The sequence below is a fragment of the Taklimakanibacter lacteus genome, assembly GCA_003576695.1.
Taxonomy (GTDB): domain Bacteria; phylum Pseudomonadota; class Alphaproteobacteria; order Rhizobiales; family Aestuariivirgaceae; genus Taklimakanibacter; species Taklimakanibacter lacteus.
On sequence record QOZQ01000010.1, the window covers coordinates 67217 to 80564 of the forward strand.

The window sequence follows — 13348 nt, forward strand, 5'->3', positions numbered from 1 at the left end:
CAAGTCTGCAATTGCCTTTAAGGGGAGCTTGCGGAAAAGTCGAATTGGAAATGCCGCTGAGACAGAGGTGCGAAAGTGAAGACAAAGGCCGTTGAGATAGCGCAGGCTGGTGGTCCGGATGTCATGCGTCTGGTGGATATCGAGGTGCCGCCGCCGGGCGCGGGCGAGCTGCTTTTGCGACAGACCGCCATCGGTCTGAATTACATCGACACCTATCACCGCTCGGGTCTCTATCCCTTGCCGATGCCGGCTGTGCTGGGCATGGAAGGGGCCGGCGTCGTGGAGGCCGTGGGCTCGGGCGTGAAAGGCTACAAGGCCGGTGATCGGGTCGCCTATGGGGTTGGCCCGCGTGGCGGCTATGCCAGGCATCGCAACATTCCGGCCGGGCGGGTGGTGAAACTGCCCAAGGCCATTGGCGATGAGACCGCCGCCGGCATGATGCTGAAGGGCCTCACGGTGCGCTCGCTTCTGCGGGCCGTCTACAAGGTCAAGCGCGGCGAGACGATCCTCTTCCATGCCGCCGCCGGCGGCGTCGGCGTCATCTTCACCCAGTGGGCTAAGGCGCTCGGCGCCAGGGTGATCGGCACGGTGGGCTCGGACGACAAGATCGCCGTCGCCAAGGCGCATGGCTGCACGCATGTGATCAACTACCGCACCGAGAATGTCGTCGAGCGCGTGAAGGAGATCACCGGCGGCGCCGGGCTGCCGGTCGTCTATGACGGCGTCGGGCAATCGACCTTCATGACATCGCTTGACTGTCTACGGCCGAGAGGGCTTCTGGTCGTTTTCGGCAACGCGTCGGGACCGGTGAAGTCATTCGATCTGGGGCTGCTGGCATCGAAGGGCTCGCTCTATGTGACGCGCCCGACGGTCATGACCTACATGGCCGATGACAAGGAACTCGCCGAGGCGTCGCGCGACCTCATCGATATCGTCAAGAGCGGCAAGGTGAAGATCCCCATCAACCAGCGCTATGCGCTGGCCGATGCTGCCCAAGCCCATCGCGATCTGGAAAGCCGCGCCACGACCGGAACGACGATCCTGATTCCCTAGCTCGAGCTGGTGCGGCAGCTCTGCGTCGACTGGCTGGCAAGCGACTGCCAGCGCGCCGAGCAGGAGACTTGCGAGCACAGGAAGTCGGCGAGATTCGAGCTCGGCACCGCATGGGCGAGATTGAGCGGACGGCCATTGCCGTCCGACAGCGTGCTGACGACCATGCCGGTGAGCTGGCCCGACCCGTTAAAGACCGGACCGCCGGATTCGCCCTTCTTGGTGTTCATCCTGAGCACCATGGCGTCGGGATAACCGAAGCCGTTATAGCTGACCGCGCGGCCGAAGCTCATGGACTCGACCTGGCCGATGCGCGCCGTGTCGCCCTGGGCATGCGGCTTGCCGAGCGAGAACACCTGCGTGCCGCGCGCCATGCACGGGCTCGAGGCCGGCTCCACCGGCTTGCCATTGAGGCCCTTGAGGGCGATCAGTGCCATGTCATTATTGGGCCGGATGGCGATCACCTTGCCCGAATAGAGACGGCCATCCGCACCGCGTGCCGTCACGTTATAGCCCGATTTCACGGCGACATGCCCGGCGGTCAGCACATGGCCTGAATTGTCGACGATGAAGCCGCTGCCCGAGGTCACGGCCTGGCCGGCATCGCCGTCCCCGGGTTTCCCCTGGCGGCGGGATTCCGCAATGGTGATCGTCACATAGCTCGGGCTGGTTTGCCGCAGCAGGCCCGATATATCGGCGGTTGGCGACGCCGATGTAGGAATAGCGTCCGATTCGACATTGATGACCCGGTCTTCAAGGCTGGCCTGCGAGCCGCTGCAGGCTGCAAGGACCACCAGTACGGGAAGCGCCGCAATCAGTCTGGGTACAGAAATGGACAAAGAAAAGTCTCGCCTCGAGGGATTTCCAGCCTCATTGCCATCTAACAGCGCCTTGCGTCGGGAACAAGGCAGCAGGAACAAGAACACAGCAGTGCGGCATAGTTGCAACAGTTGGCTCAAAAATGACGAAACGGCCGGTTTTTGCCGGCTGTCCGTGGATTCTGTTTATTTTCCGCAGTTTACGGGAATCTGAGCCAGGTACCGAAGAAGATTTCCAGCGTGTCGATCTCTATATTGTCTTCCTCATCGCCGATGGAAACTTCGTCAGACTCACTTTCCACATAGGTAGCACCGACACCCACGGTCACCTGGCTAACGGGATCCCAATAGATGCCACCGCCGAAGCCAAGCGCGGTGCCGCCAAGGTCAATCTCGCTATCGTAATCTTCATATCCCACACCGAGCTCGATGCGGGTATCTTCCGACAAGTTAGCCAGAATGCCAAGCGATGCCGCCCAGAAGTCCGCATCCGGTCCAGTCCATGACAGGTTGTTGGCATATTGATTGGTGCCTTCCCCGAGCACGCCGGCTGCTGTGATCCGGAAGCCATCCGAGATACCGACAGTGGCGCCGCCGCCAAGCGCCCAGTTGAGACTATCGCCGACAGCGTCGTCCTCAACGAGGCCAGCAATCTGAACGGTAAAGGCGTCCGTTGAATACATTGCATAAGCTTCCAGTGCGGGCAGATCCGACACATCAGTGTTGGGTGTCTCGTCGTCGTCATCGACGTTGGCACTGTCCGGATCCTCAACCGAAATCGCGAATGACAGCGGGCCGGACCCGTAGGTCAGACGGAACTGCTCGTTGTTGATGTTTGAAGGACCGAAGGACTTAACCGGGCCGGTTGCCGCGACCCAGTCCCAACCCACCTGCAGAGCAGCCGTATTGTCGTTGTAGCCGGCCATGAGCTCCCAATTCGGAGCGAACTTCCACCAGCCATAGGCCTTGTTCATCACGGCGCTCTCGGAATAGTCCGTGAAGTTGCCGCCACCGGAAGCTTGCAGGCGGAAATAGCCGCCGACCTCACCGACCGCCGTGTCGACCTTGCCCTTGATGAAGATACGGCCGCGAACCGCGACGTCGAGATTGTCCTCACTGTCGTCAAGGGAAGCAAAGCTGACGTCTGTGTTCGTATAGATCAATGCTGTGCGGATTTCACCCGACACCGACACTTCTGCCACCGGGGCGGCATCAGCCGTCGGCAGGACGGAGAGCGTAAAGCCAGAAGTCTCACGCACCTTGTCGGCATTGCGCTCGGCGAGGACGCCTTCATAGGTGCCCTGACCGTCGCGGATCGACAGGAGGCTGTAGCCCGACGGCATCGACGCTTGCGGCTGTGCCTCGAGCTGGGAAACACGGTTCTGCAATGCTTCGATCTCGGCTTTGAGACCCGCCAGATCGTCGGCGCGAGCAGCCCCAGCTGCAATCGTCATCGCCGCGCCGGCCAGGAGTACCCACTTCGCTCTTTTCATGTCTGCCCCCGTTTCCCCTTTCCCGACCAATTGCGCTATCGGGAAAGCGATGAATCACACTAGGCATAGTCTCCGGAGCACTTCCTAACGTCAACCGATATTGATCCGGCGTCATCTGTATTTCGGCATATGTGTCCTCTTTGCAACAGGGTGCGATATTCGCCGGGGCGATCAAAAAAACGCCATACAAAACAACAAGTTACAAGACGGATCGCGAGAGGTGGCTCAAATCCTGCCCAGGATATGGGCACGGTGGCAAAGCCCCGTTGTTTTGACCGGGGGCCAGTGCCATAAATTCCTGAAAGATGGCGCGGCGACTCGCCAAGCCCGCTGATCTTGTGGGCAAAGAACAATATCGGGGGCGATCGGGACTAAGGGCAAGGGGTTGGGCAGATGAAATGCAATCCGGGCAAATGGCTGCTGTGGGCACCGGTGGCGTTCTTGCCGTTTCTGGCTGCGTTGTGGATCGGCAGCGGCGGCATCGAGCAGCAACTGGCCGATGCGAGCAAGGTCAGACTCACAGAGGTCAAGGCCGATTGGGCAAAACTGAGCTTCGATGGCCGTGACGCGCTTCTGGCCGGAGATGCTCCGGGACGCATTGCCATCGACGAGGCGGCGAAGGCCGTTGCCGGCACGGCGGGTGTGCGGCGCGTGGATGCATCTCCCGCCAAGGTCGTTCTTGCCCTGCCGACCGTCACATCGGTCGTGACCAACAACGACCGCCCTGAAATCAAGGGAACCTGGCCGGAGCTCTTCGCCAAGACCCTGTCCGTCATCCTGCCGGACAAAAGCTTCGTGCTCGGCAAGGATGCGGAGCTGAAATCGGATGGTGCCGGCAACTGGAGCTTGACGCCGGCCGAGCCCCTGAAGGACGGGGCCTATGACATTTCGGTCGCGGTCGATGATGGCGCTGGCGCTACCGCCAAGACGGTCGAGCCCGGCAAGATCACGATCGATACGGTGGCGCCGCCGCAGCCGGTCTTCGCGCCCTTCCGCAGTTCGCAATCCCCGCAAAGCCTGTCGGGAAGCTGGGCTGAGGGTGATGCTTCGACACTGAAGGTCGGCCTGGCTGACAAGACCTATACGCTGGGCAGCGACCCGGCACTGACTTCCTCGACCGGCACATGGACGCTGACGCTCCCCACACCGCTCGCCGATGGTATCTATGATCTGAGCGTCGAGGCCATCGATCTTGCCGGCAACGCTGCCCGCCTCAACATGCCTGGCGCGATCACCATTTCGAGCGAGCCCGCGCCGCCGACGGTTGCCAGATATTCCGGCAATGACTCGACGCCGCTGGTTTCGGGAACTTGGGGCGAGGATCAGAACAGCCGTCTCTCGGTCGCGCTCGGCGGCAAGACCTACGAGCTTGGCACGGACAGCAATCTTACCAGCGATGGTCTCGGCAACTGGAAGCTCGATGTCACATCGCCACTGAAGGATGGCATCTATGACGTCGTCGTGAAGGTGACGAATGCGGCCGGCAAGGAGGCCAGGGATGCGACCGTGGCCGAGATCGAGGTCGACGCCACCGGGCCCGCGGCACCGGTCATCAATCGGGTGACGGCGCTGCCGGTCACCGGCACCTATGCGCCCGCCGACACGAAAATCCTGAGGGTGACGCTCGCCGGGCAAAGCTATACGCTGGGCAGTGACGCGGCCCTGACGGCGACAGGTGAGACCTGGTCGCTCATGCCGGCCGAGAAACTGGCGGCCGGCACCTATGATGTGATCGTCGAGGCCGTCGATGGCTTCGGCAATGTGACGGCGGACACCAGCAAGGACGAGCTGGTCATCGCCGGCGATCCCCAGCCGGAGCCGCCGCCGGTGGAGATTGCGGTCCCGACCGTCATGGTGCAGAACGCCGGTGTGGCGCGCCCGACCATCACCGGGACCTGGGCTGAAGGTGTTGCAAAGTCGCTTAAGGTCGCGGTCGCCGGGCAAAGCTCTGTTTTCGGCAGCAATGAGGAACTGACCTCCGCTGCCGGCCAGTGGAGCCTGAAGCTGCCGGTGCCTTTGCCGGACGGCACTTATGATGTGGTGGTCGAGACGGCGGATGCGGCGGGCAAGATCGTGACCGACACGACCACGAACGAGCTCGTCATTGATGCCGCAGGCCCTGCGGCGCCCACCGTCAAGCTCTATTCCGGGGCCGAGAGCCCGGCCGCCATTGCCGGCACCTGGCCCGAAGGCGACGCCGTTGGTCTCACCGTCGGCTTCAATGGCAAGACGGCGGCCCTTGGCAAGGACGCTGCCTTGACCTCGGATGGCAAAGGCAACTGGTCACTCGCGGTCGAAGGCAAGCTGGCACCCGGAAGCTACGATGTCGCGGTCACCGCCGTCGACAGGCAGGGGCGCTCGTCGTCCGACCAGACCCGCTTCGAGATCCTGGTCAAGGAGACAGGGGGAACAACGCCCACGCCGCCGCCGACCGAGCCGCCAGCCGCGGCGAGTTGCGATACGGATCTGGCCAAGATTCTGGCGGAGCGCCCGATCCATTTCGACCGGGACAAATCGGCGGTGACGACCGCGGCCTCGGCGATCATCAAGGATCTGGCGGCGATCGCCATGACTTGTCCGGACAAGAAGCTCGAAGTGGGCGGCCACACCGACAATATCGGCTCTGAATCCTACAATCAGGCGCTCAGCGAGCGGCGCGCCGTCGCCGTCTCGCATGCGCTGGCTGAGTTCGGCATCGCGCGCGACCGTCTGTCGGCCGTGGGCTATGGCGAGACCGTTCCTGTCGCCGGCAACGACACTGACGATGGACGGGCCCGCAACCGGCGCATCGAGATCAAGATCGTGCAATAGAAGGAGGCTGCCATGGTCGATTTCTGGAACTTCCACGACACGGTATTCCTCGCGCAGCAGAACTGGCTCTGGCTCCTCGCGGCGCTGGTGCTCGGCGTCATTGTCGGCTGGATGACATGCTCGCGCGAAGGGGGGCGTTGATCCATGTCACATCTCATGCTCGAGCTCGCTTTGTGGATACTCCTGGCCTTCTTCATCGGTTGCATTGTCGGATGCCTTCTGCGCCGGCTGTTCGGCGGGCAGGCGAGCGCGCTGGCGATCGAAAGCCCGGCGCGCGGTTCGGTCGAAACCACTGTGGCGCCCGCTGCAGAAACACTGCAGCAGGAGCCGGTGGCGGCTGCGGCGGTGCCCGAAGCCCTGAGCGCCGTTACACCCGCGCGGCCCAAAGGCATAGCCGGCGCGCGTGCCGGCAAGCCGGACAATCTGCAGCGCATCAGCGGCGTCGGGCCCAAGAACGAGAAGACCCTGCACGGGCTGGGCTTCTTCCATTTCGACCAGATTGCCGCATGGACCGGCGAAGAGATTGCCTGGGTGGACGATCATTTGAAGTTCAATGGCCGCATCCTGCGCGAGGAATGGACGGAGCAGGCGCGCCTTCTGGCCGAAGGCAATGAGGACGAGTTCCGCAGGCTCTATGGCACCGGCGGGCTGCGCAACCAGAAGGGCGAGACGGAATCGGGCTCGAAGACGCGGAAGAGCTAGGGATCAGTCACACCACGGCGAGCCATGACCTGATCGCCGCACGCGCATCCGGCTCATCCAGAAAGGGCACGTGGCCGCGATTCCTGATCGTATGCGCGACAAGTTGCGAATGACGCTTCTTCATCTGCGCCACGGTCGCTTCGCTCAACAGATCGGAATGCTCCGCCCTGAGCACTGTCACTGGAACAGCCAGCAGCGTATCGAAAAGGGGCCACAGATCGGGTGATTCCGCCTTCTCGATCTCCTCGTCGGTCGGAAAAGCCTCGGCAAGGCGCAGATCATAGTCGTTGGTGATGCGCCCGGCCTTCTCGATGAAGACGCGCCTTGCATAGGCAAGCCATTCGGTCGTGGTCAGGCTTTCAAAACCCGGATGGTTCTGCTTGAGCGATGCCGCGGCCTCGGCCCAGCTCGCAAACACAGCCTCTTTGCCGAGATAGCTGCGTATGCGGCGAAGCGAGGCCTTCTCGATGACTGGACCGACATCGTTGAGCAGGACCCCGGTGAGCCGCTGCGGGAACTGCGCCGCCATGATCATCGCGATGATGCCGCCCCGCGACGTGCCGACGACATTCACGCGCTCGATGTCGAGCTCATCGAGAAGTCTCAGCGCATCGGCCAGCTCGACATCGGGACGATAGGTCTTGGGATCGCCATAGGCCGAGCGTCCGCGACCGCGATAATCCATGGCGATGAGGCGCCGCGTGCCGGCGAGCCACTGCGCCAGCGGCTCGAAATCACGGACATTGCGTGTCAGCCCGGTAAGGCAGAGGAGGGGTGTCGCATCGCTCTCCGCCGGATAGTCGCGCCCATAAAGTGCCAGCCCGTCGGCGGAGGTGAAATGGATGTCACGATGGGAGGCGGATGCTCCCATGGATCAGTCGCAACCGGTGATCAGTTCGACGATATTGCTGCCCGAGCAATTGGCGGATCCCGGTTCGGCCGAATTGGCGAGCGCGATGGCGCCGGGCGCACCGCGCCGGAGATCGGCCGTCATCGCATGCATCGTCTTGGGCGAGATGCGCGAGCGATAGACATGGACGTTCTGCATCACCTTCTGCACATAGTTGCGCGTCTCGGTGAACGGAATCATCTCGACCCAGTCGATGGGGTCGACATTGCCGGACCGCGGATCGCCATGCGCTTCGACCCATTCGCGCGAGCGGCGCGGGCCGGCATTGTAGGCGGCAAGCGTCAGGATATAGGACCCGCCGAACTCATTGATGAGATCGCCGAGATGCGCGGCCCCCAGCTTGACATTGTAGGCCGGATCGCCGGTGAGCTTGGCCGGCGCATAGGCGAGGCCATATTGCTTGGCCACCAGCTTGGCCGTTCCCGGCATCAGCTGCATCAGGCCCTGCGCGCCGACCTTGCTGCCGGCCTTGGGATCGAACTCGCTCTCCTGGCGTGACAGGCCGTAGACGAGGGCGCGCTCGACCGGCGGGCCGATCTGGCGCCAGTCGGGCATCGCCTTGGTGGGATAGCCCCAATAATCGATATCCACACCTTTTTGGCCAGCGAGCTTCGCGAGCCGCACCGAAATGGCGGGACCGCCGGCGCTCGACATGTTGCGGGCAACCGCGCTCATCTCGTCGCTTGATTTGAAACGGCTCGACAATGACCACAGGAACATGTTGAGGTCGCGCGTACGGCCAGTCTGCGCGACCATCTGGAAGGCGCGCATGATATCGTCATTGTCGACGCGCGCCTGGGCCGCGGCGGAAGGCTGTCCGCCGGTGATGGTGATGGGCTGTCCGGCAATGCCGAGCTCTTCGCGCGCCAGCTGGCCGTAAAAGACGGTCGGAACCTGGGCCGCGTCGCGATAGGCGGCCTTGGCATTGGCCTTGTCGCCCATCGCTTCATAGCTGCGCCCGATCCAATAGGTGGCGCGCGCCATGTCGGTGCGTGTCGTGACACCGTCCCTGAGCCTGGTGAAGTGCCGGAGCGCGGTTTTCTCGTCCTTGAGGAAACGCAGCGCCACCCAGCCGGCCAGGAACTCGCCTTCCGCGAAATACTCGCCATTGGCGAAGCCATGCGATTTGGCAAGCTGGTAGGCCGTCTTGGCCGTGGCGGGCCGGCGCGGGTCGAGCAGCATGCGCGCGACGAGGCGGCGTTCCACCCACCAGGCCTCACCATCGCCGGTCACCGCGTGATCGGCGGGAATGTCGAGAAGGATCTGCGCCGCCTTGCTCTCTTTGTTCGACTTTCGGTAGTAGCGCGCCAGGGCGTAGCGCATGCCGAGCTGCTGCTTCATGGCGCCGGAGAGCGACTGATATTGCTTTTCGGCACCGCCTGCGCCGCGGATCAGGGCCTGGGCCACCTTTGCCGCTTTCTGGTAGTCGCCGGAGAGCGACTTGGACGCCCGGATCGCCGCATTGGTCTCCTGCTTGTAGACCAACCGCCACATGCGCGCCTTGCGGTCGTCATTCGACAGCAACACGCCAAACTCGCTCGATATCTGCTTTTCCGTCGCCGCGTCGAGCGTCTCGTTGAGCCATACCCGACGGACCGACTTGCGCGCCGCTTCAGGATTGCCGATCGCCATCTGGGCCCGCGCCAAGGCAAGCGTGCCTTCCGGCGACAGGGGCGCGCGCTTGTCGAAATGATTGAGCACGGTCTCGGCCGACGCCCGGTTCACATAGAGGCTCTGCTCGGCGCGTTTGAGCAGCGTCTCGGAGAGTGGCCATTGCGGCGTCGCGCTGAGGAAGGCCATGATGCGGCTATAGCCCGCTTCCTTCCAATTGTTCCTGAGATAGATCAGCTCGACAAGTTTGACCGCGACCGGGTCGCCTGACTGTTGGGCGAAAGCGCCGGCATCCTGATATTTGCCGTTGAAGGCGGCATCCGCCGCGCTGACGGCGGCCCGGCTGACCTGAGGGGCGGCGATGACAGGTGCGCTCATCGGGACTGTCGCAACCAGCGCCGTCGACCCGATCAACGCAATAAACAGCAAACGTGCGGAAAAACCCCGAATCATCGATATATCCCTGCCAGTCGGCCCTGTCGGCCTGAATGCCTATAAACCAATTGCGACCGTCCTGTGGCCGGCAAATCAGCCCTTTTTACTGCGCTTGCCGGTCCTGGGGCGAGCGTCTAATGTGCCGCACAATCATGCTGTTGGGCGGAACTTTCGGACTCTAGCCAGGGCATGGTTGCCAAGTTCTTACCGGAGACAGAAACGTGAAGCTCAAGGGTTCTATTCCTGCTTTGATTACGCCCATGAAGAACGGCCGCGTCGATGAGGACGCGTTCCGCAAAATCGTGAATTGGCAGATCAAAGAGGGCAGTCACGGGCTAGTTCCGGTCGGCACTACGGGCGAATCGCCTACCGTCACGCCGGAAGAACACAAGCGCGTGATCGAGATCACCGTCGAGGTGGCCGCGGGCCGCGTGCCGGTCATCGCCGGAACCGGGTCCAACAACACCGAGGAAGCGATCGAATATACCCAGCACGCCAAGAAGGCGAAGGCCGATGCCGCCCTCATTGTCGTGCCTTATTACAATAAGCCCACCCAGGACGGGATCTATGCGCATTTCAGCGCCATCGCCCGGGCGGTCGACATTCCCATCGTCGTCTACAATGTGCCGGGCCGCACCGTGGCAAATATCTCGGTCGAGACGCTGGCGCGTCTCGCCAAGGACCACGCCAATATCATCGGCACCAAGGATGCGAGCGCCGATCTCACCCGTCCCTCGCGCCAGCGCGAGATGTCGGGCGAGGACTTCATCCAGCTTTCGGGCGAGGACGGCACCGCGCTCGGCTTCAACGCCCATGGCGGGGTAGGGTGCATTTCGGTGACGGCCAATGTGGCGCCGCACCTGTGTGCCGAATTCCAGAACGCGACGCTCGCCGGCGACTACCGCACCGCGCTCAAATTGCAGGACCGGCTGATGCCGCTGCACACGGCGCTGTTCATCGAGACCTCGCCCTCGCCGGTCAAATATGCGGTGAGCCTGCTCGGCCACTGCCAGCCCGACATCAGGCTGCCGCTGGTCGGACCTTCGGATGCGTGCAAGAAGCAGGTGCGCGCCGCCATGGTCCACGCAGGTCTCCTGAACTGAGGACACCATGTCGTCGAAGAGCGGTGGAACGAAGGCCTCGCGCAAGGAGGACGGCATCAAGGTCGTCGCCGACAACCGCCGCGCCCGTTTCGACTATGAGATTATCGACACCTATGAGGCCGGCATCGAGCTGAAAGGCTCGGAAGTCAAGTCGCTGCGCGAAGGCAAGGCGAATATCGCTGAATCCTATGCGGCGGTGAATGACGGCGAACTCTTCCTCGTCAATGCCTATATTCCGGAATATCGCGAGGCCAACCGCTTCAATCACGAGACCAAGCGGCCGCGCAAATTGCTGCTGCATGCGCGCGAGATCGACAAGTTGTCGGGCGGCGTGCTGCGCGAAGGCCTCACCATCGTGCCGTTGCGCGTCTATATGAATGCGCGCGGCCGCGCCAAGGTCGGTATCGCCCTGGCGCGCGGCAAGAAGCTGCATGACAAGCGTGATGCGATCAAGGACCGCAACTGGAATCGCGAAAAAGCACGTCTGCTGCGCGAGCGCGGGTAACCCAACTCGCTATGACGAAATGGAGCGAATTGCGCTCGCGCCTCAGGGCGAAGGGAGTGAAGCACGCACCTGCGCGAAGACGCTCTCGAACATTTCGGTTGTAAGCACACCCGTATTCGTATTGTAGCGCGAGCAGTGATAGCTGTCGAAGAGGGTCACCGCGCCGATTTTGTGCTGCGCCCCATGACCGAAGGCATGGTGGGATTTCTTGGCACCGAGCGATGTCAGCGTCGCATCATGCGCGATCCGGCCCAGCGCTACGATCGCGGCAAGGCGCGGTAGCGTGCCAATCTGGTCTCTGAGAAATGTGTTGCAGGTCTTGATCTCGGCCGGCAGCGGCTTGTTCTCAGGCGGAACGCAGCGCACCGCATTGGTGATCAGGCAGTCGACGAGGGCGAGGCCGTCCTGCGGATCGGCGCGATAGACGCCGCGGGCGAAGCCGAAGCGCAGCAATGTCGTATAGAGGAGATCGCCGGCATAATCTCCGGTGAAAGGCCGGCCGGTCCGGTTGGCGCCGCGCAGGCCAGGCGCCAGCCCAACGATGAGAAGTCGCGCCTCCCTGTCGCCGAAGGAAGGAACCGGCGCATTGAACCAGTCGGCATGATCAGCCCGCTGAGTATCGCGGAAGGAGGCGAGTCGGGGGCAGAGCGGGCAGTCGGGCGAAGGTGTCACCGCTGCAGCGCTCAGATATCGGCGAAGTCCTCGAAGGACCCGGCATTCTGTGCCGGCGCATGCTGGCGCTCGCGCGCCCTTTCCTGGCGCTCATTCGGCTCGCGCCCGATCTCATCCCGCAGGTCGGCCAAGTCGATGAACTGGTCGGCCTGGCGGCGCAATTCATCCGCCACCATCGGTGGTCTGGTGGTGAGGGTCGAGACGACGCTGGTGCGCCGGCCCTTTGCCTGCACGGCCGAGATCAGCGAGCGGAAGTCACCGTCACCGGAGAACAGCACGACGTGGTCGAGATTGTCGGCCAGCTGCATCACGTCGATGGCGAGCTCGATATCCATATTGCCTTTCACCTTGCGCCGTCCCAGCGAGTCGGTGAATTCCTTGGCGGGCTTGGTGACGACCCGGTAGCCGTTGTAATCGAGCCAGTCGATCAGGGGTCTGATCGGCGAATATTCGGCATCCTCCATGAGGGCGGTATAGTAGATCGCCCGGATCAGCCGCGAGCGTTTGCGGAAGAAGCCGAGGAGGCGCCGGTAGTCGATGTCGAAGCCTAAGGATTTTGCTGTTGCGTAAAGATTGGCACCGTCGATAAAAAGCGCTACGCGTTCGTCCTGATAAAAATTCATGATTGAAATCTCCTATTTGAAACAGTGTCTTGATAATCGCTTGAGCGGCGGGGCTCAAGGCTAATTATGATCCTTGTTGGTCTTGGCAGCAATGTGACCGGTCCCTGGGGCAGCCCCAAGGAGACGGTGATGCGCGCCTTGCGCGAGCTCGACCGCGGCGGCACCCGGCTGGTCAGGGCGTCCGCGCTGGTCCAGACATCGCCTTTCGGCAAGATCAACCAGCCGAGCTTCGTCAATGCGGTGGCCCGGATCACCACCGCCATGCCGCCAGCGGCGCTCATGCTGCACTTGCATGACATCGAGCGCTTGGCCGGGCGGCGCCGGCGGATGCGCTGGGGACCTCGCACCCTCGATCTCGACCTTCTCGACTATCATGGGCTCATCCGCCGCGGTTCCTTGAAGTTGCCCCATCCGGGCATTGCCGAGCGCGATTTCGTCCTGGCGCCCCTGATGGAGATCGCGCCGCAATGGCGCCATCCGGTGACGCGGCGCACGGCGCAGGCCATGCGCCGGCTCCTATCGGGCTTTTCGCGCGGCGGAATTGTCTTTGATAAGACGCCCGAAAGGGAGTCTTAACCAGTAATCTTCATTCTCCGGAGTCTGCACGTGTTGGCG

Annotated in this window: 13 protein-coding genes; 7 read left to right on the top strand and 6 right to left on the bottom strand. The window is 62.7% G+C overall.

The features are described from left to right. The first annotated feature begins 75 nt into the window (after positions 1 to 75). Positions 76 to 1053, top strand: coding sequence for a quinone oxidoreductase family protein (locus DT068_RS20155; protein ID WP_368904851.1), 978 nt, complete (start codon positions 76 to 78; stop codon positions 1051 to 1053). Here DT068_RS20155 and DT068_RS20160 read toward each other — a convergent pair. After that, positions 1050 to 1889, bottom strand: coding sequence for a trypsin-like peptidase domain-containing protein (locus DT068_RS20160; RefSeq protein WP_162914333.1), 840 nt, complete (start codon positions 1887 to 1889; stop codon positions 1050 to 1052). The two genes, DT068_RS20155 and DT068_RS20160, sit on opposite strands and share 4 nt — an antisense overlap. A 179-nt stretch (positions 1890 to 2068) precedes the next feature. Then, entirely contained in the window at positions 2069 to 3361 is a 1293-nt protein-coding gene (locus tag DT068_RS20165; RefSeq protein WP_162914334.1) for a porin, read from the bottom strand. A gap of 393 nt (positions 3362 to 3754) precedes the next feature. Between DT068_RS20165 and DT068_RS20170 the strand changes: the two genes are divergently transcribed. Genes DT068_RS20170 through DT068_RS20175 form a run of 3 tightly spaced genes read left to right on the top strand, consistent with a single transcriptional unit; the run spans position 3755 to position 6874 of the window. Continuing rightward, positions 3755 to 6172, top strand: a complete 2418-nt coding sequence (locus tag DT068_RS20170; protein WP_119391690.1) for an Ig-like domain-containing protein — start codon at positions 3755 to 3757, stop codon at positions 6170 to 6172. 12 nt (positions 6173 to 6184) lie between these two features. Next, positions 6185 to 6313, top strand: a complete 129-nt coding sequence (locus tag DT068_RS28400; RefSeq protein ID WP_368904852.1) for a hypothetical protein — start codon at positions 6185 to 6187, stop codon at positions 6311 to 6313. 3 nt (positions 6314 to 6316) lie between these two features. Then, complete coding sequence (locus DT068_RS20175) at positions 6317 to 6874, top strand: helix-hairpin-helix domain-containing protein (RefSeq protein ID WP_119391691.1); 558 nt, start codon at positions 6317 to 6319, stop codon at positions 6872 to 6874. Between the two features lie 7 nt (positions 6875 to 6881). On the opposite strand, the gene DT068_RS20180 is transcribed toward DT068_RS20175, so the two are convergent. Both DT068_RS20180 and DT068_RS20185 read right to left on the bottom strand, forming a co-directional pair. Further along, positions 6882 to 7745 (bottom strand): alpha/beta fold hydrolase, encoded by an 864-nt coding sequence (locus DT068_RS20180; RefSeq protein WP_119391692.1) that lies wholly within the window; start codon positions 7743 to 7745, stop codon positions 6882 to 6884. Positions 7746 to 7748: 3 nt separating this feature from the next. Continuing rightward, a complete protein-coding gene (locus tag DT068_RS20185; protein WP_162914335.1) occupies positions 7749 to 9773 on the bottom strand; it encodes a lytic transglycosylase domain-containing protein in 2025 nt (674 codons plus the stop codon). A 278-nt stretch (positions 9774 to 10051) separates the two neighbouring features. Between DT068_RS20185 and dapA the strand changes: the two genes are divergently transcribed. After that, entirely contained in the window at positions 10052 to 10933 is an 882-nt protein-coding gene (gene dapA / locus DT068_RS20190) for a 4-hydroxy-tetrahydrodipicolinate synthase (RefSeq protein WP_368904853.1), read from the top strand. Between the two features lie 7 nt (positions 10934 to 10940). Further along, positions 10941 to 11438, top strand: coding sequence for an SsrA-binding protein SmpB (smpB, locus tag DT068_RS20195; protein WP_119391695.1), 498 nt, complete (start codon positions 10941 to 10943; stop codon positions 11436 to 11438). Between the two features lie 42 nt (positions 11439 to 11480). On the opposite strand, the gene DT068_RS20200 is transcribed toward smpB, so the two are convergent. Both DT068_RS20200 and DT068_RS20205 read right to left on the bottom strand, forming a co-directional pair. Continuing rightward, on the bottom strand, positions 11481 to 12125 hold the full coding sequence (locus DT068_RS20200; RefSeq protein WP_119391696.1) for a uracil-DNA glycosylase: 645 nt from the start codon (positions 12123 to 12125) through the stop codon (positions 11481 to 11483). Beyond that, complete coding sequence (locus DT068_RS20205; RefSeq protein WP_119391697.1) at positions 12122 to 12733, bottom strand: LabA-like NYN domain-containing protein; 612 nt, start codon at positions 12731 to 12733, stop codon at positions 12122 to 12124. The genes DT068_RS20200 and DT068_RS20205 overlap by 4 nt, the downstream gene beginning before the upstream one ends. Positions 12734 to 12799: 66 nt before the next feature. Between DT068_RS20205 and folK the strand changes: the two genes are divergently transcribed. Further along, positions 12800 to 13309, top strand: coding sequence for a 2-amino-4-hydroxy-6-hydroxymethyldihydropteridine diphosphokinase (gene folK, locus DT068_RS20210; protein ID WP_119391698.1), 510 nt, complete (start codon positions 12800 to 12802; stop codon positions 13307 to 13309). The last annotated feature ends 39 nt before the right edge of the window (positions 13310 to 13348 follow it).